Below are 24493 nucleotides of genomic sequence, written 5' to 3'. Positions count from 1 at the left end.
CGATATAAGCCATTTTTTGATGCATCGCTACAACTGGATTCGGCCTCATCAATTCAACGATGGGTTGGCACCAGCGCGGGCCGAGGAAAAACTTAACGTCGTGTCCGGGATTAGTTGACCACTACACGTGGCAGCTCCTCATATCAAGGAGTCTGATAATGCGCAGCATCAATCCGTACAAAATTTGGCTTTCCCCTCTACGCAATTCCCAATCGCGTAACGCCCTCCCCCATCGCCTCTCCGTCACTGGAGGCACCCAATGACCAACCAACCCGAACTAAAAACCATCGGCCTAACCCCCGCCATCTACTGCGGCGATCAACCACTCTTCCACGTCACCCGCGACGTCCCCCTCGGCGATGCGTTATCTATGGCTTCCGATTTCCTGTTCCTCGCCAAAACGCTCACCGAAGATGCTGCCTATGCCAAAGACACCGACCGCCACGCCTGGGCTGCGCATTATTTGACGTCGATGAGTAAGGCGTTGGTGGATGATGCGGTGAAGGTGTTGACGCGGGATCGGGATTCTTTGTCGGGGTCCAAGCGGGCGGGGGCGAAGGCTTAAGGGTTGTAGCCGTCAGTCGATAAGGTAGGAAGTCTGTGGGGGCGGGTTGCTTGGGGTGGTGGCGGTGTATTTCGGCCATTGGTGGTGGCTGGTTTGGCGCTATCGCCAGCAAGCCGGCTCCTACAGGGGGTGTGGTTGTCTGATGGGGGTTGTTGGCCCTGAATTTTTTTAACCAAGGAGTGGAGTGAGTAATGTTGTTTGATTCGCTGGTTATTTACGGTGCTTGGATTGGGGTGTGGGTTTGGATCGTGCGCTGTCGTGGCACTCTGAATCTGTGGTTGGCTAATCTGGCGGGGTTTGTTTGTGGCTGTATTGTCGGGATGGTGGTGGAGCAATTGACTCGTGCCGCCAGCGGGATTCTGTCGCCGGATGCGCCATTTATGTTGTATTCGATTATGGCTGGGTTTGGCACGTTGGTTGGGACTTGGATGTGGCTTATTGCGAGGCTTGAGCAGCCGGAGGATCTGTTTCTGCGGCATTTGTTTGCCGGGGCGGTGAGTGTTTTTGTTGGCGCGGTTGTGCTTGGGCAGGCTTGGTCGTATTTGGTTTCTGGGTGAGTGCCTTTGGGGTTGGTGGTGGCTGGTCTGGCGCTATCGCCGGCAAGCCGGCTCCTACAGGGGTTGTGGGTTAGCCCCGGGGGTTTCGGGGCTTTTGGGGGCTCGGGTTAGAGGAGGTGTTGGGAGATCAGTTTTGAGATTTCTACCATTGATGTCCGGCCGGTGAATTCGAATTTCACTTTGCCCAGCGACGAGAAGTAGATCTCCAGTTCCGAGTCCAGGTCGAAGGTGCCGGAGGTTTCTACCGAGTAGGCGACGATGTTTTTGTAGGGCAGTGAGGTGAAGTCTTTTTTGCTGCCGGTGATGCCCTGTACGTTGACGGCGATGATGCGTTTGTTGGTGAAGACGACGCCGTCGCGCATGGATTTATACGAGTCGATGACGTGCTCGCCTTCCAGCAACAGTGCACTGACCCGTTCTGCGTATTCTTCGTTTTGCTTGAGTTTGAAGAAGCCTTTGTTGTTGAAGTCGATCATCTGCCCATCCTCCGTTCGAAGAAAAATCCCTGCGAATTACTTCAGCGCTTTTACGACTCGAATGTTGACGGGGAATCCATCCTGTCCGGGCAGTTTCTTCCATCCCACATACTGAAAAATCGCTTCTTCATCAATGTACTCGCCCCACTCCGCGACTTTGCCGCCCAACACTGCGACGTTCCGGTTAATGGCGCAGGTGCCATCGTCAGGACCGACGGTGTAGATCACATAAGGTTTGACGTATTTCGCGGCGCGGAAATGTTCGCCGCAACCAGAATCGACTCTGATCATCAAGGTCTTCAGATTTGCTTCACCATCCAGCTCGGCGTGCTGGTCGAGTTCCCCGATTTCGCCGACGTCGGTGAAGCCCAGAGAGCGAGCGCGCTTGTATGCCGGGGAGGCCAGGTGTTTGATCTGGGCTTGCGCGAGATACTCGTCCACGTCTTTGCTGAGTTCAATTTCGCCCTTGTGCGCGATCTCTTCCGCTATGGGAACGCCGCTCTCACAACGAGCGTATTCGGGGGAGCCAAGGCTTGACGGGGATAGGTAGTAGCGATGGAACTCAAGGGTGCTCAGATGCATCTTGATAGCGGGATTAGCTTCTTTGGGCGTCTGGCGCCCGGCCTGCACCTCGGCCACCACCTGCAGAAATTTCTGGCAATCGGAGAGGTAGCCGTCCCAGGCGTATGTCGGGGTTTCACTCGACAGGCCGGCGAGCGCCGGGGTCATCACGACGGCGAAAGTGATTGCGCAGAACAGGCGCGAGACTCGAGTGACAGTGGCCATGTGTAGTCCGTTACAAAGTTGATGAAAGTGGCGCAACGCTACTGTTTTGCCGCCTTGCCGTCCACTGGCAGCAAAGGGGACAGACTCTATTTACTGCTAGCCCCTGTTTATTGAATTGAATCCCGAGTGCCAGGTGCATCTGACGCCTTCGGCTGCCTCTCGTCTAGACTTAATGGGTGGTCGTAGACAGAACCGAACACGTCGCTTTGGTGCAGACTAATAAAAGGCCGCGTGGCAATCTGACTTTTATGCCCTTACTGAGGTGCGGCGAAGACCGTGCCGGGCACAACAAGATGCCCATTCAGGGTGCCCTGGCCACCGGCCTGAAATTGCCACGATACCGTGACGTGGTGTGAGTGCCGCAGCCGACACTTTCGGACGACCGACAACCTTCTGGTTTGTCCGTGACCGTGAGGATTGCTGAATGCCTGATGAGAGTTTGCACCTGCCTTTGGTCAACAGCCTGCTGGAGCGCCACAAAGGCTCCCCCGGCGCTCTGTTGCCCATTCTTCATGATATTCAGGAACGCATCGGTTACATCCCCGATGTGGCCGTCCCCGAGATTGCTCATGCCCTCAACCTGAGTCAGGCCGAGGTTCGCGGGGTGATCAGTTTTTACCATGACTTCCGTACCTCGCCGCCGGCCCGCCATATTCTGCGTCTGTGCCGCGCCGAGTCCTGCAAGAGCCGTGGCGCCGAGGAGCTTGCCGCGCAGTTGCGCGACCGCCTGCAACTGGACGATCACGGCAGCAGCGCCGACGGCAACATCAGTTTGCGCCCCGTTTATTGCCTCGGCGCCTGCGCCTGTTCGCCGGCTCTGGAGCTGGATGGCCGGGTGCATGCGCGGCTCAGTGCTGAGCGTCTCGATGCCTTGCTCGACGCTTGCCGGGAGGACGCGTGATGCCGACTCTTTATTTGCCTTGTGATTCCCTTGCCCGTGCTGTTGGGGCCGATGAAGTCTCCACAGCGCTGATCACTCAGGCCAAGGAACGCAATCTGCCGCTGGAGTTGCAGCGCACCAGTTCCCGCGGTTTGTATTGGCTGGAACCGCTGCTGGAAGTGGACAGTCCGCAAGGCCGGATCGGCTTCGGTCCGCTGACCGCAGACGAAGTGCCGTCAGTGCTCGATGCGCTGCAAAAAGACGCCAGCCATCCTCTGGCCCTGGGCCTGGTGGAAGAGCTGCCTTATCTCAAATCTCAGCAACGCCTGCTGTTCGCCCGCGCCGGTATTACCCGGCCACTGTCGCTTGACGATTACCGGGCCCACGACGGTTTCGAAGGCCTGGCAAGGGCCGTCGCCATTGGCGGCGAAGAGACCGCAACAGCGGTGTTCGATTCAGGCCTGCGTGGCCGTGGCGGCGCGGCCTTCCCCGCCGGGATCAAATGGCGCACGGTGCGCGGCACTCAGGCGGCGCAGAAATACATTGTGTGCAACGCCGACGAAGGCGATTCCGGCACCTTCGCCGACCGCATGTTGATGGAAGGCGACCCCTTCCTGCTGATCGAAGGCATGGCCATTGCCGGCATTACCGTCGGCGCCACCTTCGGCTACATCTATGTTCGTTCGGAATATCCGGATGCCGTGGCCACCCTGCGTGCAGCGTTGAACATTGCTCGTGAAGCGGGTTACCTCGGCGCCAATGTCGGCGGCAGCGGTCTGGCCTTCGACATGGAAGTGCGCGTCGGTGCCGGCGCTTATATCTGCGGTGAAGAAACGGCGTTGCTGGATTCGCTGGAAGGCAAGCGCGGGGTCGTCCGCGCCAAGCCGCCGATCCCTGCGTTGCAGGGCCTGTTCGGCCAACCGACGCTGGTGCACAACGTGCTGACCCTGGCCTCGGTGCCGCTGATTCTGGCGAAAGGTGCGCAGTTTTATCGCGACTATGGGATTGGCCGTTCAATGGGCACGATGCCTTTCCAACTGGCGGGCAATATTCGCCACGGCGGCTTGGTGGAACGGGCCTTTGGCCTGACCCTGCGGGAACTGGTGGAAGACTACGGCGGCGGGACTGCCAGTGGTCGGCCGCTGAAGGCTGCGCAAGTGGGCGGCCCGCTCGGCACTTGGGTACCGCCGTCGCAATTCGATACACCGCTGGATTACGAGGCCTTCGCCGGTATCGGCGCGATGGTCGGTCACGGCGGTGTGGTCGTGGCTGACGACACCTTGGACATGGCCCAAATGGCCCGTTTCGCCATGCAGTTCTGCGCCGAAGAATCCTGTGGCAAATGCACGCCCTGCCGCATCGGCTCGACCCGGGGCGTTGAGGTTATCGACCGGATGCTGGCCGCGCCGGACCAGAGCGAACGCGATGCGCAGGTGATCATCCTCAAGGACCTGTGCGACACGATGCAATACGGTTCGCTGTGCGCCTTGGGCGGCATGGCCCCCTTCCCGGTCACCAGCGCCCTCAAGTATTTCCCCGCTGACTTCGGTCTGCAGCCTTCGGAGGCCGAGCAATGATTACTCTCTTCGACCCGAAAACCGATATCGACCTTGGCACTCCCGCTCGCGAAAGCCAGGTGCAAGTCACCCTGAACATCGACGGTCGCAGCATCAGCGTGCCTGAAGGCACTTCGGTGATGCGCGCCGCTGCGCTGATGGGCACCACCATTCCGAAACTATGTGCCACCGACAGCCTGGAAGCCTTCGGCTCCTGCCGCATGTGCCTGGTGGAGATCGACGGCATGCGCGGTTATCCCGCGTCCTGCACCACGCCGGTCACTGAAGGCATGACCGTGCATACACAGACGCCGAAGCTCGCAACCCTGCGCCGCAACGTCATGGAGCTGTACATCTCCGATCACCCGCTGGACTGCCTGACCTGCTCGGCCAACGGCAACTGCGAGCTGCAAACCGTGGCCGGTCAGGTCGGCCTGCGGGAAGTGCGCTACGGCTATGAAGGCGAGAACCATCTGGAGGATGTGAAAGACACCTCCAACCCTTATTTCGACTACGACCCCAGCAAGTGCATCGTCTGCAACCGCTGCGTGCGCGCCTGCGAAGAAACCCAGGGCACCTTTGCGCTGACCATTACCGGGCGCGGGTTCGAATCCCGGGTTGCGGCGGCTGGTGGCGAGAATTTCCTCGATTCGGAATGCGTGTCCTGCGGCGCCTGTGTGCAGGCCTGCCCTACCGCGACGCTGATGGAAAAAAGCGTGATCGAATTGGGTCAGCCTGAGCGCAGCGTGATCACCACCTGTGCCTATTGCGGCGTGGGCTGCTCGTTCCGCGCCGAGATGAAAGGCGACCAACTGGTGCGCATGGTTCCGGACAAGAACGGCCAGGCCAACCACGGCCACTCTTGCGTCAAAGGTCGTTTTGCCTGGGGCTACGCGACCCACCCGGATCGCATCACCAAACCGATGATTCGCAAGAACATCAGCGACCCGTGGCAGGAAGTCAGCTGGGATGAAGCGGTGACCTATGCCGCCAGCGAATTTCGTCGGTTGCAGCAGAAATATGGCCGCGATTCCATTGGTGGCATCACCTCCAGCCGTTGCACCAACGAAGAAACCTATCTGGTGCAAAAACTGGTGCGCGCCGCGTTCGGCAACAACAACGTCGACACCTGTGCGCGGGTTTGTCACTCACCGACCGGGTATGGCTTGAAACAAACCTTGGGCGAGTCCGCCGGCACCCAGAGTTTCGACTCGGTGATGCAGGCTGACGTGATCCTGGTGATGGGCGCCAACCCGAGCGACGCTCACCCGGTGTTCGCTTCGCAGCTCAAACGCCGTTTGCGTGAAGGCGCACGGCTGATCGTTATCGACCCACGCCGCATCGATCTGGTGGACTCGGTGCACGCCCGCGCCGAATATCACTTGGCCCTGCGCCCCGGCACCAACGTCGCCATGCTCAACGCGTTGGCCCACACGATCATCACCGAAGGCTTGCAAGACCAGCCCTTTATCGACGCCCGTTGCGAGGGCAATGACTTCGCCCGCTGGAGCGAGTTTGTCAGCCGTGCGGAGAATTCGCCGGAAGCCCTTGCCCCTGTCTGCGGCGTCGACGCTGCCGACATCCGCGCCGCTGCCCGCCTGTATGCAACCGGAGGCAACGCCGCGATCTACTACGGCCTGGGCGTCACCGAGCACAGTCAGGGCAGCACCGCCGTGATGGGCATCGCCAACCTGGCCATGGCCACCGGCAACATCGGCCGCGAAGGCGTGGGCGTGAACCCGTTGCGTGGGCAAAACAACGTGCAAGGTTCCTGCGACATGGGTTCCTTCCCTCACGAGCTGCCCGGCTACCGGCACATCTCCAACGAAACGGTCCGCACGCAATTCGAACAGGCGTGGAACGTCACCCTGCAACCCGATCCGGGCCTGCGGATTCCGAACATGTTCGAGTCTGCGCTGGCCGGCAGTTTCAAGGGCCTGTATTGCCAGGGCGAAGACATCGCCCAGAGCGATCCGAATACCCAGCACGTCACCGCGGCCTTGTCGGCCATGGAATGCGTGGTGGTGCAGGACATCTTCCTCAACGAAACCGCCAAGTTCGCCCATGTATTCTTGCCGGGCGCTTCGTTCCTGGAAAAGGACGGCACCTTCACCAACGCCGAGCGCCGTATTTCGCGGGTGCGCAAGGTCATGGACCCGTTGGGCGGCAAGGCCGACTGGGAAGGCACCGTGGCGCTGGCCAACGCATTGGGTTACCCGATGAACTACAAACACCCATCGGAAATCATGGATGAAATCGCCAGCCTGACGCCGACGTTCACCAACGTCAGCTACGCCGAACTGGACCGCCACGGCAGCCTGCAATGGCCGTGCAACGCCGCCGCACCGGATGGCACGCCGACCATGCACATCGATCAATTCGTGCGCGGCAAGGGGCGGTTCATGCTCACCGGTTATGTGCCTACGGAGGAGAAGGTCAACAACCGCTATCCGCTGCTGCTGACCACCGGACGCATCCTCAGCCAGTACAACGTCGGCGCTCAAACCCGGCGTACCGAAAACGTCGCGTGGCACGACGAAGACCGGCTGGAAATCCACCCGACCGACGCCGAAAGCCGTGGCATCAATGAAGGTGACTGGGTGGGCATTGGCAGCCGCGCCGGGCAAACCGTGCTGCGTGCGCGGGTGACCGAACGGGTCGCGCCGGGCGTGGTGTACACCACGTTCCACTTCCCTGAATCGGGGGCCAACGTGATCACCACCGACAACTCCGACTGGGCCACCAACTGTCCGGAGTACAAGGTCACCGCCGTTGAGGTCAGCCGCGTGTACCACCCGTCCGAGTGGCAAAAACGCTTCCAGGAGTTCACTGACGAACAGCACCGTTTGCTCAAGGAACGCCATCAAGGCGCTAAAGCGGAGGTGCGCCGATGAGCACTGCCAACCTGATCAAGATGGTCAACCAGATCGCCCAGTACTTCGCCACCGAACCGGACCAGAAACAGGCCGTGCTCGGTGTGCGTAATCATCTGCAGATGTACTGGACGCCCGGCATGCGCAAGGAGTTGCTGGCCTGGCAGACAGAGCATCAGGGGGCGGATTTGCATCCGTTGGCGCAAGAGGCGGTCAGCGGGGCGGGTTGGGAGGCCTGAAAACCTGTGGGAGCGAGCCTGCTCGCGATGGTCGTCAACGATAACGCGCATATCCTGGATAAGCGCGGCGTCCATGAGTCCATCGCGAGCAGGCTCGCTCCTACAGGGGTTGTGTGTAGTGTTCCGCCTTATTTATCGCCATCGGTCACCCGCACCGCGATCTCGATCGCCCGCACGCTGATCGCCGCAAAGATCGCCGTGAGCAGCACGCCGTTGAACCCGAGCAATATTGCCAATATCCGCGAAACCGGCAACTTCGGCACGAGCTCGCCATAGCCAATGGTCAAGCCGGTCACGAAGCCGAAATAGATGCCGTCGAAAGGATCCCAACCTTCCAGGTAGCTGATGATCAGGCCGCACGTGACGATGACGATCAGCATGGTGGAAAGGATGGGCCAGACAACTCGAAGGTAATAGCCGACAGCTTTGTAGAACTCTCGGCGGATGTTCGACGTATTTGCAGGCTTCATGTCGTGGGTTTCCTGAGGGCGGCAGGCGAATTGACACTCATCAGCTTGGCACAAGTATTGGAAATCGATGCCGCGTCCCAGGATGTAATGGCTACTCGATCTGAATCGGCCCCTTGGTCCCGGCATCGCTGTCGGTCCAGTAATCCTCATTCTGCAACCGCCGATCGCCCTGAATCGTGAAGGTGAGTTTGCCCTGATGAAACTGCAGCGTGCCATCGGTGCGCTTGGCATTGACCCGCTTGCCGTTGACCCAGACCTGCTCCTTGGCATCGATACGAATCGTCGCAACGGTCGCGCCGGCATCGCTCTTGGCGACCCATTGCCCGGCATAAGGCGTCTGGGTATTTGTGCTGTCCGCCGCGGGGTTGGTGAATCCGGCCTTGGCGTTTTCCGCTTTGCTCTTGTGGATATCGCAGCCCTGAGTCTCGCTGACCTGGGTGCAACCGGATTGCTCAAGTTGTTTGCGGTACTTGTCGTTGATGGCATAGGCCGGGAGTTGCACCAACATCATGGCGGCCAGTGCCGGCAAGATGATCCGTTTCATAAGTCCTCTCCTCTGATCTGCGCCTTCCCCAGCGCCCGCGAACTGCATGGATCATTCACTGTAGTCGGAATCCTGTCCCCGGATGCACCGGCAAAACCACCAACGCCGCCAACCCGCCCTTCGACCGGTTGCGCAGCGTCAGCTCACCGCCGTGCTCCAACACAATCGCCCGTGCAGCCGATAACCCCAACCCTACCCCGCCCGTGCTTTTATTCCGCGACCCTTCCAGACGAAAGAACGGCACAAACACCTGTTCAAGACTGGCCTGCGGAATTCCCGGGCCACGATCCAGCACGTTGATCCGCACTTCCCCCGCATCAGGCATCAGCTCAATCGCGGGCTCACTACCGTACTTGATCGCGTTATCCAGCAGATTGGTCATCACCCGCTTAAGCCCCAACGGCCGCCCGAAATACACCAGCCGTTGCGGCCCGCTGAAGGCAATCTCGACACCCTGATCCCGGTAGTCATCCCGCAAGGTTTGCAGCAGTTCCGCCAGATCAAACTGGGTCGCCGGTTCAAGCCGCGCATCGTCCCGAAAGAACTCCAGCGCAGAATTGATCATCGCCTGCATTTCATCCACGTCACGAAACAACCGCTGCTGTTGCTCGGCATCCTCGATGAATTCGCCGCGCAAACGCATGCGCGTCAACGGTGCGCGCAGGTCGTGGGAGATGGCCGCGAGCATTTGCGTGCGGTCGCGGATGAAGTGTTGCAACTGGGCCTGCATGGCGTTGAAGGCGAGGATCGCCTGGCGGATTTCCTGGGGGCCGAGGGGTTCGATGGGCGGGGCGCGGAAATCGATGCCGAAGCGTCGGGCGCCTTCGGCGAAGCGCTGCAAGGGTGTGGCGAGACGGCGGGTGGCGATCAGGGCGACCAGCGCGGTGGAGATCAGCACCAGCAGGATGACGATCAGGTAACGCGGCGTTTCGTCGAGGCCCCAACTGCGTGAGGGCGCGGAGAACATCAGCCAGGACGAGTCGGGCAGCTCGATCAGCAACGCGTAATGCGCGTCCGCCGAGGGTTCCGTCCAGTCAGCCGGCTCGTAGGTCTGGATTCGACCTGCGAATTTAAGCAACGGCTGCAAGAGGGTCGAGCCGATTTCGGAATCCAGATCCTCCACCGGCGGCAGGTTGAGCTCACGTCGATCAAGGTGCCAACTGACGGTAAAGCCTTCATCACTGACAGCTTGTGCCAACTGGCTGCGCAGGGGCACCGGGGCAGCCTTGATGACGCGGGTGATGGCGGCCATTTTTTCCAGCAGCCCGGTTTCAGTCAGCGGCGGCCGCGCCCAGACGCCGGCGAGCTGGATGAACAACCCGTTGAGCGCCAGGGAAATGAGCATGGCGAGGATGATGGTCAGGGCGATCCAGCGCGCCACCGTGTCCCGGCGAATCCGCTTCAGCCAGTTCATCGCCGCGTCACACTTGGAGTGAACAGGTAACCGCCGTTGCGCACGGTGCGAATCATCGCCGGGCGCTTGGTGTCGGATTCGAGTTTGCGTCGCAAGCGGCTGACTTGCACGTCGATGCTGCGATCGAACGCGTCGTGACAATGCCCGCGCGCCAGGTCCAGCAATTGCTCGCGGGTGAGGATGCGTTGCGGGTGTTCGACGAAGACCAGCAACAAATCAAACTCACCGGCCGACAGCGGAATCATCACGTTGTCCGGCGAGCGCAGTTCCCGGCGGGTGACGTCGAGGTGCCAGTCGGCGAAGTCGATCAGCGGCCGTGGACGTTCCTGCGCCAGCGGTCGGCGGTCCTCCACGCGGCGCAACACGGCACGCACCCGGGCCAGCAATTCACGGGCATCGAAGGGTTTGGTCAGGTAATCGTCGGCGCCGAGTTCGAGGCCGACCACCCGATCACTGAGCTCGCCCATGGCGGTGAGCATGATCACCGGGATCGCGTGGCGGATGCGCAGTTGCTGGCACAGGATCAGCCCGCTGTCGCCGGGCAACATCACGTCGAGAATGATCAGGTCTGGCGCCTGGCGCTCGATGGCCGCCCACAGCGACGCGCCGTCGGTGGCGACCTCGACGCTGTAACCGTGCTGGACGAAGAATTTTTTCAGCAGATCGAGGACTTCAAGGTCGTCGTCGACAATTAAAAGGCTGTTCACCGAAGGTCACTTACGGGGCGAATGGAACCGTCATCTAAAACCATTCACGGCAGCGCGTCATATATTTCAATCCTGCAATAAAACGACAGCGGCGCAATAAACCGGACATCTTTGCGCAAGGCTCGGGGCCCAGCATCGCCGCCAATTCCTCCCGAGACTCGCGTCCATGTTGCCTTTCAAATGTGCTCCCTGGCTGGCCCGCAACACCTCGATTGCCGTGCTGGCCGCCGGGTTGGCGGGCTGCAGCAGCCAGCCGTCGTCCAGCGCCGAAGTGAGCTGCGCCGACATCGCCTATTCGGTGTACGACCCGGCGGAACCGCTCAATCGCGGGGTCTTCGCGTTTAACCGGGCGGTGGATGACTACGCCCTGGCGCCGGTCGCTCGCGGCTATCGCCACACGCCGGACTTTTTCCAGACGGGTGTGCATAACTTCGTGGCGAACTTCGGCGAGCCCAAGGTGTTTATCAATGACCTGCTGCAAGGCAACCCGATGCGTTCGGTCAATACGCTGGGGCGGTTCGCGTTGAATACCACGGTGGGCGTGGTGGGGTTGATCGACGTCTCCGGCATGGCCGGTATTCCCCGTCATAAAGCCGACTTCGGCCAGACCTTCGGCGTGTGGGGCATCGGCGACGGGCCAATCGTCGAACTGCCGTTGCTCGGCACGTCCAACAGCCGCGATGCGGCCGGGCGTGTGCTGAGTTTCGTGGTCGATCCGTTCGGCGACAACAGCGATACCGTGGACACGCTCTCAACGATCAACACCGTCGGCGACATCGTCGATGACCGAGCCGAAGTCTTGCCGCTGACCGACAGCCTGCAAAAACTGCCGGACTATTACAGCGCATTGCGCAACGTGGTGGCCGAGCATCGCGCCGCTTTCGTGGTCGAGGGCAAACAAGGCTCGCCGAAGAACACTCAACCACAATGCACAGGAGCACCGGCCGATGGTTTCTGAAGGCCTGATTCTTCAACACCGCGTGACCCACGACGACGAGGCGAATCTGCACTGCCGGGAAATCACCCTGCGCCTGTCCGCAGACTGTCGCCAACTGGTGCTCACCCGCTACACCGAACACTACGGCCCGGCGCTGGTGCGCTGGATCGAGCGCAGTCACACGGTGTCGGTGAGCGAGCTGTTTCGCTGGCTGGTCGCCAACGGTGAGGCGGATGTCAGTGAGCAGCGATCACTTCCTCCAACACCCGCGCTACGCACTGCACCGCCGCGTCCTCATCGCGGCGTTTATGCCAGGCCAGATGCACCGCAAATCCCTCAACCTCAATCGGCGGCTGCACGGCGTGCAGCGTCTTGGCCATCGGCATCGACAAGCACTGGCTGGGCAACATCGCAATCAGGTCCGAGCCCAACAGCAGATCCGGAACCATGACAAAGCTCGGCACGACGATCCCGACCCGTCGCGCCAGCCCCCTCCCTTTCAACAATTCATCGAGCGGGCCCCAGGTTGCGCCCCGGCCAGACACCAGCACATGTGGATAACTCAGCCAGCGGTCGAGATCGAAGTCTGCAATTGCAGGATGCCCGGCGCGCATCGCCACCACGAAATGCTCGTGCAACAGCAGGCGGCGGGTGTAGTCCGGTCCGAGGGGCGGGAAGACCGACATGGCCAGATCGCTTTGGCCGCGACTCAAACTTTCCTGAGCCGCTTCGCCGCCCTGCCAGGGTTGAATCACCAGGTCGATGCCCGGTGCCAACTCGGCCAGTCGCTGGTGCAACTGTTGCGCGACGATGATCGCCGGGAAGTCGGCCATGACGATGCGCACGGTTTGGCGCAGGGTGCTCAGGTCGGCACTGGCAGCGCCGACCAGCGTGCTGACCGAGCCCAGAATCTGCTTCAACGGACCGCGCAAGGCCTGCGCCTTGGGGGTCAGTTGCATGCCGCCCGGTACGCGTTCGAGCAGGCGATCCTGGAACAGATGCCGGCAACGCTCCAGCGCATTGGAGGCCGCCGGTTGCGACAGGCCGACACGCTCTGCGGCGCGGGAGACGTGGGCTTCGTCGAGCAACGCATTGAGCACGGTCAACAGATTGAGGTCCACCGAACGTAGATTCATTGAATCAATACCTAATTAGACAAACCATCCATTGGAGCAATTTATAGCACGCTGGCACGCTGTGGCTCCCTTCACTTGAACCGGGTAATCCCATGAACGACACCACGCTGATTATGAGTTTTCACCCGGATCTGGGACGTTCACACGCCAACCGCGCCTTGCTTGATGCGGTGAAGGATCTGCCGGGCGTCTCCATCGTCGATCTGTATGGGCTTTACCCGACCGATGAAGTCGACACCGCCGTGGAGGTGCAGCGCTTGTTGTCGGCAAAGCGGCTGGTGCTGCAATTTCCGGTGCAGTGGTACTCGACCCCGGCGTTGCTGAAAAACTGGCAGGACCGCGTGCTGACGCAGATGTACTACATCGCATATGAAGCGCAGGGTTCCAGGCTTGAGGGGCTGCCGATCATGATTGTGGCGACGGCGGGCAATACGCCCGAGGCCTACAGTGAAACCGGCGCTAACCTGTTTCCCCTTGAGCAATTGCTGCAACCGTTGCGGGCGACTGCGCATCGCTGCCAATGGGCGTGGAGCGAGCCGTTTCTGGTGTATCGGGCCAACAAGCTGCCGGGGTCGGAGTTGAATGTCATCGCCACTGAATACCGGGCCAGGATTGAGCAGTTTCAACACAACCCACGACGCTCTTCAGCTCAAAGCCATTGATTTGATATCGTGCACGCCATCGTCTCTCCCGCCCCATGAACAAGGAAGAATCAATGGTACCCCTCGGCATTTTGGTGTTCCTCGCTGCATCAGCGGGGATATGGCATTGGATCGTGAGGAATCGTGGCAGCGTCAATCTGTGGCTGGCCAACCTGGCAGGTGCCCTGGCCAGTATCCTTGTGGGTGTGGTCGTGCTGATCTTTATGGCCCCCGAACAGGCTGGAACACGGGGCCCGACGTATTTTCTTTATTCGTTGATGGCGTTCATCGGAGTATTCATCGGGACGTGGCTCTTCGTCATCGCCCGATTCAAGGAAGGCGAACATCCGGTCGGCCGTCATTTTATCGCCGGGGCCTGCAGTGTGGTGGCGGCATTTTTCACGCTGTTGCTGTGGGTAACGACCTTCCCCCCCAAGTAAACGTTACCCCTGGCAATTGATGAAGTTCAGGCAGAGGTCTGCGTTATCATCGCCGGCCTGTGCGCCAAGAGTCTTGAACCCGGATGTCCGAATCACTGCCACTGCCTGACCACTGCACCCCACTGCCACCGGTTCTGGTCGGGCCGCTGTTGCGGCGCCTGGAGCCTTCACGGCTGGTGCTGTGGCTCGTGGGCACGCGGGCGTTGTCGCTGACGTTGCGCCTGCAAGATGTTGGCGACATCCGCCTCGACGCCGGGCAATGCACGATCATTCCCGTCGGAACGCATGCCTTTATTCACTTGATCGATGTGCCGCTCGACAACGCCCTGCCCTGTGACACGCTGATCGAATACGACCTGCTGATTGATGACGCGATGACGGGCATCGCCGAATGGGCGCCGCATCTGTTGTATGGCGAAGCACGCTGCCCGAATTTTGTTTTGCGCTCGCGGATCGACCAACTGCTGCATGGCTCTTGCCGCAAACCTCATCATCCCGCCGCCGACGGCTTGCTCTGTGTCGATCATTTGCTGGCCTCGGAACACGAGGCCACTGAGCGCCCGGCGTTGCTGATGATGAGTGGCGACCAGGTGTACGCCGACGATGTCGCCGGGCCGATGCTGAGGGCCATTCATGCCTTGATCGCACGGCTGGGATTATTCGGCGAACACCTCGAAGGCGCCGTAGTCAGCGACAGCGCCAAGCTCTATGAGCATGCGGCCAGCTACTACCACCGTGCGGATTTGTTACCGGCGCTGCAAAGCAATGAAACCCTGCGCGAGCGATTTTTCGGCGGGGCGCGCAAGCCGATTTTCACCAGCAGCAGTGCCGACAATCATCTGGTGACCTTCGCCGAAGTCATGGCCATGTACCTGCTGGTGTGGTCGCCGACACCCTGGACGCTGATCACGCCCAAACCGCCGAAGTTGATTCCCGAACGGCGCGAGCGTTATGCGCTGGAGCAGACGCGCATCGATACCTTCAAGGCTGGCCTGGGCGGTGTCGCACGGGCCTTCGCGCATCTGCCGTGCCTGATGATCTTCGACGACCACGATATTACCGATGACTGGAATCTTTCCGCGCAATGGGAGGAAACGGCCTACGGCCATCCATTCTCCAAGCGCATCATCGGCAACGCGCTGATTGCTTACATGTTGTGCCAGGGCTGGGGCAACAACCCGGATGCGTTCGGCGCGGTGCTGGCGAAGACCGATGGTTTCAGTGCGACCGGGGAGGACGGCTATCTCGACAGCCCGGTGCAGGACGCCTTGATCGATGAGCTGCTGAAGTTTCAGCACTGGCATTACGTGCTGCCCACCAGCCCCGCGATGGTGGTGCTCGACACCCGCACCCGGCGCTGGCGCAGCGAGATGACGCTCAAGCAACCCTCGGGTCTATTGGACTGGGAAGCCCTCTGCGAACTGCAACAGGAACTGCTGGATCACCCGTCGGCGATCATCGTTTCGCCCGCGCCGGTGTTCGGTGTGAAGCTGATCGAAACGGTGCAACGGGTGTTCAGCTGGTTCGGTTATCCGCTGCTGGTGGACGCCGAAAACTGGATGGCCCATCGCGGCGCGGCGCAGGTGATCCTGAACATTTTCCGACACTCGCGTACACCGGGTAACTACGTGGTGCTGTCAGGCGATGTGCATTATTCCTTCGTCTACGAAGTGCTGATCCGACACCGCAAGGCGGGCCCCAGGATCTGGCAGATCACCAGCAGCGGCATCAAGAACGAATTTCCGCCGACGCTGCTGGAATGGTTCGACCGCCTCAACCGCTGGCTCTATTCGCCACGTTCACCACTGAACTGGCTGACCAAGCGCCGACGGATGCGCATCGTGCCGCATGTTCCGGAGCATGCCGAGGCGGGTGAGCGGTTGTGGAATTCGGCGGGGATCGGGCAGGTGTTCTTTAATGAAAAAGGACAGCCGCAGGCGATTTACCAGCACAATTCGGATGGCTCGCCGAAGACGCGGATGGTGGCGCCTGAGGCTGAGGATTGACGGTAAACGCTCAACCCTGTGGGAGCGAGCCTGCTCGCGATGGCGGTGTGTCAGTCGGCATAACTTTGACTGACACACCGCTTTCGCCGGCAAGCCGGTCTCGCTCCCACAATGGTTTAACGCAGACCATTTACTATGGACCTCACTCGAACGCTGATCATCGGCAACTCCGGTTCCGGCAAAAGCTGGCTGGCCGAGCAATTGGCCAGCCAACTGCAAATACCCTGGGTTGATCTGGACGCCCTTCACTGGCTGTCCGACGAACACAGCATCGCCCGCCCCCGCGCCAAAGCCCTGGGCATGGCGCGGATCGCAGCAGATGAAGAGCGCTGGGTGATCGAAGGTGTCTACGGCTGGATCGTCAGCGAACTTATCCACAGGGCCACGGCGTTGATCTGGCTGTGTATTGACGATGATGAATGCGTCGCCAATATTCGTTTGCGTGAGGCTAATCGGGATGAGCAGGACGAGAGGCTGATCGCCTTGCTCGACTGGGCTGGCAGTTATCGTGCTCGCGAGGGTTCAAGTGGGTTTGCCGCGCATCGGCAGTTGTTCGAAGGGTTCGCCGATTCAAAAATCAAACTGATGAATCGCTCCGAGATCACGGCATTCGTGAGTAACCGGAAAAGGGATGGCTTTTAAATCGGATAGGGATTACATCGATCACGGAAACGTCTTTTGATCAGCCGATGCACACTGAGCGTCTATCAAGTGCGGAGGGATACATGCGAACCATCCAGGAATCTCGCAAACACCACGTGGGGAACGTTTCGGCCGACGCCAATGCAGACGATGAAACCGCCTATCTTTTGAACTCGAAAGCCAACGCGAAACGCCTGCTCAGATCAATCACGAGTTTGCGATCAGCGAACATCAAAACCGCTACGCCAGATCCAGAAACGGGGACACCGATCCTGTTGGAGCTACCGCAAGCCGGGCAGCTCCGACAGGTTTGAATCGGCACTCAATAGGTCAGTTCACCTTCACCGCCCGACCAACCCCTCTGACAATCATCTCCACCTCGCGCTCATCAATCGTCAGCGGTGGCAGCAGGCGGATGGTCTTGCCCCGTGTCACGTTGATCAGCAAGGCGTGATCCCGGGCGGCGATCAGGGTCAGGTCGCGAATCGGTTGCTTGAGTTCGATGCCGATCATCAGGCCCTGGCCACGAATCTCCAGCACGTTCGGGTCATCGGCCAACTCGTTGCGCAATCTCGCGAGCAAGCGTTCGCCCTGTATTTTGGCGTTTTCCAGCAGGCCCTGTTCTTCGATGATGTCCAGCACGGTGCAACCGACGCGGCAGGCCAGTGGATTACCGCCGAACGTACTGCCGTGGCTGCCGGGGGTGAACAGGTCGGCGGCTTTGCCCCGGGCCAGGCAGGCGCCGATGGGGACGCCGTTACCGAGGCCTTTGGCCAAAGTCATGACGTCCGGAACGATGCCTTCGTGCTGGAACGCAAACCACTGGCCGGTGCGGCCGATGCCGGTCTGGATTTCGTCGAGCATCATCAGCCAGCCACGCCGATTGCACAGGTCGCGCACGGCCTTGAGGTAACCGGGCGGGGCCAGTTGCACGCCGCTTTCACCCTGGATCGGCTCCATCAGGATTGCCACGATTCTTGCGCCGTGGGCCTGCTGGACCTTGTCCAGCGCCTTGAGGTCGCCGAACGGCACTTTGACGAAATCACCCGGCAGTTCATTGAACCCCAGGCGCACGGCCGGGCCATCGCTGGCGGACAGCGTGCCGAGCGTCCGGCCATGGAACGCGTTTTCCATGACGACCACCAAGGGCTGTTCGATGCCTTTGTGCCAGCCATGCAGCCGCGCCAGTTTCAGCGCAGTCTCGTTGGCTTCGGCACCGGAGTTATTGAAGAACGCCCGCTCCATGTCCGCCAGCCGCGTCAGTTTCTGCGCCAGCCGCTGTTGCCAGTCGATGCTGTAGAGGTTGGAGGTGTGCAGCAGCAGGCCGGCCTGTTCGCTGATCGCCGAGACGATTTTAGGATGAGAGTGCCCAACGTTGGTCACCGCCACGCCCGCCACCGCGTCCAGGTATTCACGACCGGCCTGATCCCACAGGCGTGTGCCCAGGCCTTTACTGAAACTCAGTGCCAGCGGTTGGTAAGTACTCATCAGGCAGGCGGCGGTCATGACATCAAACTCCATCAATGGTCGGTGTTTTTGCAGTATGGTTAGCCACCTGAGCTGGATAAACGCTGCAATACTTCAATCATTTTAAAGTCGGGCTTGATAATGGATTTGTTCCAGGCAATGACCGTGTACGTAAGGGTGGTGGAATCCGGCAGCATGACCGCCGCCGCTTTTCAGTGCGAAATGTCCACCACCATGGTGGGCAATCACCTGCGGGCACTGGAGCAGCGTCTGGGTGTGCGCTTGCTCAACCGTACGACCCGGCGCCAGCGGCTGACGGAATTTGGCACCGCGTACTATCAACGCTGCCTGGAAGTGCTGGGACTGGTGGCCGAATCCGAACGCCTCGCCGAGCAGGCCCTCGACGAGCCGAGCGGCACCCTGCGCATTACCGCACCGTTAACCTTCGGCACGGAAAAACTGGCACCGGCGCTCAGCGAATTCGCCCTGCTGTGCCCACGCGTCAAACTGGATGTGGTCCTCACCAACCGCCGCCCGGACCTGCTTGAAAACGGCATCGACGTAGCGTTTCGCCTGGGCAACATGGAACAGACCAACCTGATTGCCCGTCCACTGGTGGACTACACCCTGACCATGTGCGCATCGCCGATCTACCTGGCGCGTCGCGGCAACCCGGAAAAACCTGATGACCTGCGACACCACGACTGCCTGTCCTTCGCCTACCCGGCCGGTGATGACTGGCAATCGGTGGAAAAGGAATGGCGTCTGAGCGGGGCCGAAGGCGAGGTAGCGGTGGCGGTCAGTGGACCGATGCTGATCAACAGCTCCGCCGGTTTGCATCAGGCGGCACGCACCGGCATGGGCATCGTGCTGTTACCCGACGCCTTGGTAGAACAAGACCTCAAGGACGGAACACTGGTGGCCTTGATGCCGAATTACCCGCCGCCGAGCCGGCCAATGAGCCTGATGTACGCTCAGGATCGCTACCGCTTGCCAAAATTACGCCGTTTCGTCGACTTCGCCATGGCGATGTGGGGCAAGCACTAGGCGGTTGAATGCACCATCGACTAATCTCCTCGACTGGCGGGTCGCTTTGGTCAGGGAGAGCAGTGATGGATGGGGCCTCGGATATTGAAGCGTTGAAGTTCAATCTGTCGGATTTGAACGAAGACATGCTGCACACCATCCTGGAACTGGTCAGTGATGGCATCTGGGACTGGAACGCCAATACCGGGTTCGTTTACCGCAACCGCGGCTGGTACGAAATGCTCGGCTATGCGCCTCATTCCCTCAACAACACGGTATTCACCTGGGAATCGGTGATGCATCCCGAGGATTACCCACGGGTCATGGCCCTGTTTGACGCCTACCTGAGCCAACAGGCCCCCGGCTATCAGGCCGAGTATCGCTGCCGCATGCAGGATGGTAGCTATACCTGGGTCGAAGACCGCGGCTACGTGCTCGCCCGCAACGCCGACGGTTCGGTGGCGCGCATGGTCGGTGCGCACCGCAGCATCGAAGACAAGAAGCGCTTGTTCGAAGAGCTTGAACGAAAGAACAAATCCCTCGAAGCCATCGTCGAAGAACGCACCCGCGAGTTATCCCGGGTCAACCAGCAACTGCAGATTCAGCTCGAAGAAAACCGCAAACTGGCGGAAACCGACGCACTGACCACAATCGCCAATCGCCATCGCCTGAGCAAGGACCTGCCTCAGGCATGTGATCGCGCCCAGCGCTTCCGACAGCCGCTGTCGCTGTCGCTGATTGCCATGGACATCGACGACTTCAAGAACATCAACGATCACTACGGTCATGCCTTGGGGGATGCCGCGTTGGTGCAGGTAGTCCAGAGCGTGAAACATTGCGTACGCGACGGCGATTTGCTGGCGCGCTGGGGCGGTGACGAGTTCATCATCATTCTTCCCGATACCCCGTTGGCCGACGCCAGAAACCTCGCGGAGACAATCCGCCATAGCGTCGCCAGTTTGCTGCCAGTGGGAGACTTTCAAGTCACCATGAGTTTTGGCGTCGTACAACGCTTTGAAGAAGAACAACAGACCGGGCTGCTGGCCAGGGCTGATCAAGCGTTGTATCGGTCGAAAGTGGCGGGCAAGAATGTGATTTCAGGGTGAAGGTATTGGTTAATCCATGATCACCTCAAGATGTAGTGACAACCTCAGCAAGTCAAAAAATGGAGCAATAGCATTGTTATGGAAATTCTGAACAACGAAAACAATCTAAATGCTTATTTAGAAAAAATTCACAACAAACAAATAACAATAGTTAGTGCCTTTGCAAGCAAAACAGAAAACCTGATTGACACAATGCTAAAAAATGAAAACTCCATTGAGCTTATTATCGGAACAATCAACTCATTCTCCTCCCCCGATTTCATTGAACACTGCAGAGACATCAAAAATAACAAGCTTAACTTTTCTGTAGACTTTGGTTATCAGGCAAGCACCCATTGGAAGGTGTACTTGATAGCCCCGAAGACCGTCATTATTGGAAGTGCCAATTTTACAAGCACCGGAATCAGTCTATTTCGCGACACTTGTGTAGTTATTACCAGCAAGGAGCTTCACAACAACTACAAAAAAGAAATTGCAACAATCAAAAAATCACCCGCCGTTATTTATTCTCGTACGGACACCTTCAACAGGCATTTAAACCTTTACAGAGCGAATCACGACAAGATGCAAAAGGCCTTAGCCAGAGGCATGCAATACGCCGACGGTCCTGATTGGCTAAAGGATGAGTCTAACCAGTCACTGCCAATTTTTATATGGGACACCTATCACACCGAGAAGACAAAAGAGCGCGCACAGAAAGTACTAAAGGAAAACACTTCAACCATTGAGCATAAGGGCATTCGTGACTTTTTCTGTTATGACGCTTCAAGCGGATGCCCCTACAATGAGGGCGACATCGTTATCTGCACCAGCAACAAAGGTCACTACCTTGACTTTTACAATTTTGACCGAATCATAAAAAGCGGCAAGACATATTACATCTACTCATTAAAACAAGGAAAACGCTTTCGCCCCTTCCCGATAAAACATAGAAAAAGCCAAATTAAAATCCACCTTTCAGACTGGTACGAGCAAGGTATTACTAAGCTGAACAGAGACAACATATCCAGCTTTATGTGTGACGACTAGACATTAGTTATTTCCATCGTCATGTGCGCCAGACAAGGCATCACCCAACGACCATGAGAGACACCATGTACATCTGTGACTTGAAACCCGCAGCGGTTGAATCTGTTCGCCTTTTTCTCGCAAAGAACGGATGGGCCCATCGCACAGGTTCGTCTGATCATTTTGCTCTGCTGATCGCTAACTCCCAACGCACAGCCATTGCAGTGAAGGATTCCAGGATCATTGGGTTCGCCCGAGGCATTACCGATGGACTGTCCAACGGTTATCTGTCGATGGTTGTCGTATGTGAGCACCATCGACTCAAAGGTGTCGGGCGTGCTCTGGTTGAGCATGTCATGGGTGACAACAACGAGATCACCTGGGTTTTACGAGCGGGTCGCGAAGGTGCTTCGGATTTCTTTTCGGGCCTGGGGTTTGAAACGTCGACCATCGCGATGGAGCGTCCGCGTCGTAAGTAACCAAGCCGCCAGTTACATCCCCGCCTTCACCAACACCGGTTTCTCTTGATACCGCTCCGGAAACAACTTCTTCAACTGGGCCACTTTCGGTAGATCATTGATAACGATGTACGGATAGGTGGGGTGTTCAGTCAGAAAGTCCTGATGTTCCTCTTCTGCCGGGTAGAAACCGTTATAGGTTTCCAGTTTGGTGACGATCGGTTTGTTGAACGATTTCGCAGCGTCGAGCTGGGCAATGTAGGCCTGGGCAACACGTTGCTGCTCGCTGTTTTCCGGAAAAATCGCCGAGCGATACTGCGTGCCGTGGTCAGGTCCCTGACGATTGAGTTCGGTCGGGTTGTGAGCCACCGAGAAGTAGATCTGCAACAAGGTGCCGTAGCTGACCTGAGTGGGGTCGAAGGTCACCTCGACCGATTCCGCGTGACCGGTATTGCCGTCGCTGACCCGCTCGTATTGAGCGGTGTCGGCCGCCCCGCCCGCGTAACCGGAGACGGCTTTCTTCACGCCTTTGACATGCTGAAACACACCTTGGACGCCCCAAAAGCAGCCGCCGGCGAACACGGCGGTTTCGCTGTGGGCCTGGGTGATTTCGTCGAGTGTGGGTGCGGGGATGATGACCGCGTCTTCGGTGGATCCGAAAGAGAACGCAGAGCATTGGCCGATGACGCCAGCGGCGGCCAGTCCCAACAGGGTGCGACGCAAGTTGAACAGGGTTTTCATGAGGCGGACTCCTGAATCAGTGAGGTGGCGATCAACCGAACGTAAAGGCATATGCCGAGACACCCGGATCGAGAAATTCGATGCTGAACGTCCGATCCGTTACTGCGCCGGACTGGCGCACCAGTTGATACAAACGTTGTTCGGTGACGCTACCGCTGCCATCGGGCGCCACGTCTGTACCGTGGGCATCGCCGGGGGCTTTTCCGTCAATCAGCACTTTGAAGCGCACCGGTCTGCCGTCTGCGCCGGGACCCAGTACCAGATGCAAATCACGTGCGTGGAAGCGATAGACAATGCGACTGGCGGGCGCGCTTGAAGTGGCCCGCTCCGGACCGACAGTCCACTGACCACCCAGGCTCCAGTCATTCAGGGCCAGTTGCGGCGGAGGGTTGTAGGTCGTCAACTTGTCGGGAACCAGACTGGTTTCGGGGACGAAATGCTCCGAGCGCTGGTAGCCGACATAGGTTTCCGGCGACTGCACTTCGTTCATGTCTGGCGCGAGTTGAACACCCTCGGCATTGGCATTGATCAACCCGTCATCCACCTTGGTGGCACCCGCTTCACGCAGCAATTGCTGGATCACCCGCTCCGACTCGGCGTACTCGCCTTCGCCAAAGTGGTGATAACGAATGCGCCCCTGGGCGTCGGCAAAATAGTGGGCCGGCCAATACTCATTGTTGAAAGCTCGCCAGATCTTGAATTCGTTATCGATGGCCACCGGGTAGTTGATACCCAGGTCCTTCATGGCTTTGGTGACGTTGCCTACGTTGCGCTCGAAGGCGAATTCGGGTGCATGGACGCCGATCACCACCAACCCCTGATCGCGGTATTTTTCAGCCCAGGCTTTTACATAGGGCAAGCTGCGCAGGCAGTTGATGCAGGAGTAAGTCCAGAAATCCACCAGCACTACCTTGCCCTTCAGCGCCTGGGCATCGAGTGGTGGCGAGTTGAGCCATTGCACGGCGCCATCCAGCGATGGAAGCTTGCCTTCGATGGGCAATGTGCCCGGCGCTTTGTCAGCCACGCTCATCGCACCATCAGCAACCGGGGTCCTCGCCATCATCGCCCCGCTGCCGTTCGGTGTCTTACCGGCCAAACGGCCCACCAGCGCCTGCTCGATACCACCGGTAGATGCCGTGGAAAAACGCGCCAGAATCCCGGTATCAAGCCCCAGCGCAATCGCCGCCACACCCGCCAGCATGGCCGCGCCCAAACCTCGACGGACCCACTCGCCAGCACCGATTGAACGCTTCATTGCGGCGAAAACCTTACCGCCCAGCAGCAACGCAACCGCGAGGGAAGTGGCGGCACCAGCGGCGTAGGCCAGCAGCAACAGGGTGGTGGCGATACTTGCCCCTTGCAGCGCGGCGCCGGTTAACAACAGGCCCAGAATTGGCCCGGCACACGGAGCCCAGAGCAGCCCCGTGGCAACACCGATCAGAAACGAAGCGCCGGGACGCGGCTGGGCATCTGCGCCCGCCGCCTCCGACAACCGACTGCCAGCCGCCACCAACGGGCGCGTCAAGCGTTCGGCCAACTGCGGCAGCAACAGCGTCAGCCCGAACAGGGCGACAAATACCAACGCGAGCCAGCGTCCGTACTGATTGAGTTGCACCACCCAACCGCCGCCCACTGCCGCCAATGAAGCGACCAGCGCGAAGGTCAGCGCCATGCCCGCCAGCAGCGGCAGGCTGCTCTTCATGAACGGCTGCCCGGTGCGAGCGAAGACAAACGGCAACACCGGCAGAATGCACGGGCTGACGATCGTCAGCACACCACCGAGATAGGCGAGGACCAGAAGCCACATAGCGTCGACCT

General features: G+C 59.3%; 25 protein-coding genes. 15 read left to right on the top strand and 10 right to left on the bottom strand.

The genetic code is table 11. The features are described 5' to 3' along the window. Positions 1 to 259 precede the first annotated feature (259 nt). On the top strand, positions 260 to 565 hold the full coding sequence (locus IB245_RS13450; protein WP_008036612.1) for a DUF3077 domain-containing protein: 306 nt from the start codon (positions 260 to 262) through the stop codon (positions 563 to 565). Between the two features lie 191 nt (positions 566 to 756). Beyond that, positions 757 to 1122 carry a hypothetical protein gene (locus tag IB245_RS13445; protein ID WP_192227813.1) on the top strand — a complete coding sequence of 122 codons (366 nt, stop codon included), beginning with the start codon at positions 757 to 759 and terminating at the stop codon, positions 1120 to 1122. A gap of 107 nt (positions 1123 to 1229) precedes the next feature. On the opposite strand, the gene IB245_RS13440 is transcribed toward IB245_RS13445, so the two are convergent. Together IB245_RS13440 and IB245_RS13435 are read right to left on the bottom strand one after the other, a co-directional pair. Next, positions 1230 to 1598, bottom strand: coding sequence for a PH domain-containing protein (locus IB245_RS13440; RefSeq protein ID WP_008025469.1), 369 nt, complete (start codon positions 1596 to 1598; stop codon positions 1230 to 1232). 36 nt (positions 1599 to 1634) lie between these two features. After that, the gene (locus tag IB245_RS13435; RefSeq protein WP_008036614.1) at positions 1635 to 2384 is read right to left on the bottom strand and encodes a hypothetical protein; all 750 of its coding nucleotides are present in this window, start codon (positions 2382 to 2384) and stop codon (positions 1635 to 1637) included. 424 nt (positions 2385 to 2808) lie between these two features. Between IB245_RS13435 and IB245_RS13430 the strand changes: the two genes are divergently transcribed. The 4 genes from IB245_RS13430 to IB245_RS13415 are packed head-to-tail and all read left to right on the top strand — an operon-like array spanning position 2809 to position 7932. Further along, positions 2809 to 3285 (top strand): formate dehydrogenase subunit gamma, encoded by a 477-nt coding sequence (locus IB245_RS13430; RefSeq protein WP_008025466.1) that lies wholly within the window; start codon positions 2809 to 2811, stop codon positions 3283 to 3285. After that, positions 3285 to 4841, top strand: coding sequence for a formate dehydrogenase beta subunit (locus tag IB245_RS13425; RefSeq protein ID WP_192227812.1), 1557 nt, complete (start codon positions 3285 to 3287; stop codon positions 4839 to 4841). Before IB245_RS13430 ends, IB245_RS13425 begins: the two co-directional genes overlap by 1 nt. Then, positions 4838 to 7714: a formate dehydrogenase subunit alpha gene (fdhF, locus tag IB245_RS13420; RefSeq protein WP_192227811.1), complete on the top strand. Its 2877-nt coding sequence runs from the start codon at positions 4838 to 4840 to the stop codon at positions 7712 to 7714. Before IB245_RS13425 ends, fdhF begins: the two co-directional genes overlap by 4 nt. Continuing rightward, the gene (locus IB245_RS13415; protein ID WP_192227810.1) at positions 7711 to 7932 is read left to right on the top strand and encodes a formate dehydrogenase subunit delta; all 222 of its coding nucleotides are present in this window, start codon (positions 7711 to 7713) and stop codon (positions 7930 to 7932) included. The genes fdhF and IB245_RS13415 overlap by 4 nt, the downstream gene beginning before the upstream one ends. 128 nt (positions 7933 to 8060) lie before the next feature. On the opposite strand, the gene IB245_RS13410 is transcribed toward IB245_RS13415, so the two are convergent. From IB245_RS13410 to IB245_RS13395, 4 genes are all read right to left on the bottom strand, one after another. Next, positions 8061 to 8402 carry a potassium channel family protein gene (locus IB245_RS13410; RefSeq protein ID WP_008025459.1) on the bottom strand — a complete coding sequence of 114 codons (342 nt, stop codon included), beginning with the start codon at positions 8400 to 8402 and terminating at the stop codon, positions 8061 to 8063. Positions 8403 to 8493: 91 nt separating this feature from the next. Next, positions 8494 to 8946, bottom strand: coding sequence for a hypothetical protein (locus IB245_RS13405; RefSeq protein WP_192227809.1), 453 nt, complete (start codon positions 8944 to 8946; stop codon positions 8494 to 8496). A 55-nt stretch (positions 8947 to 9001) separates the two neighbouring features. Continuing rightward, the gene (locus IB245_RS13400; protein WP_192227808.1) at positions 9002 to 10360 is read right to left on the bottom strand and encodes an ATP-binding protein; all 1359 of its coding nucleotides are present in this window, start codon (positions 10358 to 10360) and stop codon (positions 9002 to 9004) included. Further along, on the bottom strand, positions 10357 to 11067 hold the full coding sequence (locus tag IB245_RS13395; protein WP_008025454.1) for a response regulator: 711 nt from the start codon (positions 11065 to 11067) through the stop codon (positions 10357 to 10359). Before IB245_RS13395 ends, IB245_RS13400 begins: the two co-directional genes overlap by 4 nt. 166 nt (positions 11068 to 11233) lie before the next feature. On the opposite strand from IB245_RS13395, the gene IB245_RS13390 reads away from it, so the two are divergent. After that, on the top strand, positions 11234 to 12025 hold the full coding sequence (locus IB245_RS13390) for a VacJ family lipoprotein (protein WP_192227807.1): 792 nt from the start codon (positions 11234 to 11236) through the stop codon (positions 12023 to 12025). Positions 12026 to 12240: 215 nt separating this feature from the next. On the opposite strand, the gene IB245_RS13385 is transcribed toward IB245_RS13390, so the two are convergent. Further along, complete coding sequence (locus IB245_RS13385; protein WP_192227806.1) at positions 12241 to 13140, bottom strand: LysR family transcriptional regulator; 900 nt, start codon at positions 13138 to 13140, stop codon at positions 12241 to 12243. 92 nt (positions 13141 to 13232) lie between these two features. Here IB245_RS13385 and IB245_RS13380 point away from each other — a divergent pair, with 92 nt between their 5' ends. The 4 genes from IB245_RS13380 (at position 13233) to IB245_RS13365 (ending at position 16869) form a co-directional block, all read left to right on the top strand. After that, positions 13233 to 13802, top strand: a complete 570-nt coding sequence (locus IB245_RS13380; RefSeq protein WP_192227805.1) for an NAD(P)H-dependent oxidoreductase — start codon at positions 13233 to 13235, stop codon at positions 13800 to 13802. Between the two features lie 35 nt (positions 13803 to 13837). Then, the gene (locus tag IB245_RS13375; RefSeq protein WP_225609878.1) at positions 13838 to 14221 is read left to right on the top strand and encodes a hypothetical protein; all 384 of its coding nucleotides are present in this window, start codon (positions 13838 to 13840) and stop codon (positions 14219 to 14221) included. A gap of 83 nt (positions 14222 to 14304) precedes the next feature. Beyond that, positions 14305 to 16227 carry an alkaline phosphatase D family protein gene (locus tag IB245_RS13370; RefSeq protein ID WP_192227804.1) on the top strand — a complete coding sequence of 641 codons (1923 nt, stop codon included), beginning with the start codon at positions 14305 to 14307 and terminating at the stop codon, positions 16225 to 16227. Between the two features lie 135 nt (positions 16228 to 16362). Next, entirely contained in the window at positions 16363 to 16869 is a 507-nt protein-coding gene (locus IB245_RS13365) for an adenylate kinase (protein WP_192227803.1), read from the top strand. 330 nt (positions 16870 to 17199) lie between these two features. Here IB245_RS13365 and IB245_RS13360 read toward each other — a convergent pair whose 3' ends face one another. Then, the gene (locus IB245_RS13360) at positions 17200 to 18375 is read right to left on the bottom strand and encodes an aspartate aminotransferase family protein (RefSeq protein WP_192227802.1); all 1176 of its coding nucleotides are present in this window, start codon (positions 18373 to 18375) and stop codon (positions 17200 to 17202) included. Between the two features lie 102 nt (positions 18376 to 18477). On the opposite strand from IB245_RS13360, the gene IB245_RS13355 reads away from it, so the two are divergent. The 4 genes from IB245_RS13355 to IB245_RS13340 all read left to right on the top strand — a co-directional run bounded on the left by IB245_RS13355 (position 18478) and on the right by IB245_RS13340 (position 21955). Beyond that, entirely contained in the window at positions 18478 to 19383 is a 906-nt protein-coding gene (locus tag IB245_RS13355; protein ID WP_008025440.1) for a LysR family transcriptional regulator, read from the top strand. A gap of 65 nt (positions 19384 to 19448) precedes the next feature. Further along, complete coding sequence (locus IB245_RS13350; RefSeq protein ID WP_192227801.1) at positions 19449 to 20468, top strand: sensor domain-containing diguanylate cyclase; 1020 nt, start codon at positions 19449 to 19451, stop codon at positions 20466 to 20468. 78 nt (positions 20469 to 20546) lie between these two features. Continuing rightward, a complete protein-coding gene (locus IB245_RS13345; RefSeq protein WP_192227800.1) occupies positions 20547 to 21497 on the top strand; it encodes a phospholipase D family protein in 951 nt (316 codons plus the stop codon). 65 nt (positions 21498 to 21562) lie between these two features. Next, entirely contained in the window at positions 21563 to 21955 is a 393-nt protein-coding gene (locus IB245_RS13340) for a GNAT family N-acetyltransferase (protein WP_008025435.1), read from the top strand. 12 nt (positions 21956 to 21967) lie between these two features. Here IB245_RS13340 and msrA read toward each other — a convergent pair whose 3' ends face one another. After that, the gene (gene msrA, locus IB245_RS13335; protein ID WP_192227799.1) at positions 21968 to 22675 is read right to left on the bottom strand and encodes a peptide-methionine (S)-S-oxide reductase MsrA; all 708 of its coding nucleotides are present in this window, start codon (positions 22673 to 22675) and stop codon (positions 21968 to 21970) included. A 31-nt stretch (positions 22676 to 22706) separates the two neighbouring features. Further along, positions 22707 to 24482 carry a cytochrome c biogenesis protein DipZ gene (locus IB245_RS13330; protein WP_192227798.1) on the bottom strand — a complete coding sequence of 592 codons (1776 nt, stop codon included), beginning with the start codon at positions 24480 to 24482 and terminating at the stop codon, positions 22707 to 22709. Positions 24483 to 24493 lie beyond the last annotated feature (11 nt).

The organism is Pseudomonas sp. PDM02 (assembly GCF_014852285.1).
GTDB lineage: Bacteria > Pseudomonadota > Gammaproteobacteria > Pseudomonadales > Pseudomonadaceae > Aquipseudomonas > Aquipseudomonas migulae.
This window is presented reverse-complemented; position numbering and strand designations above follow the sequence as displayed.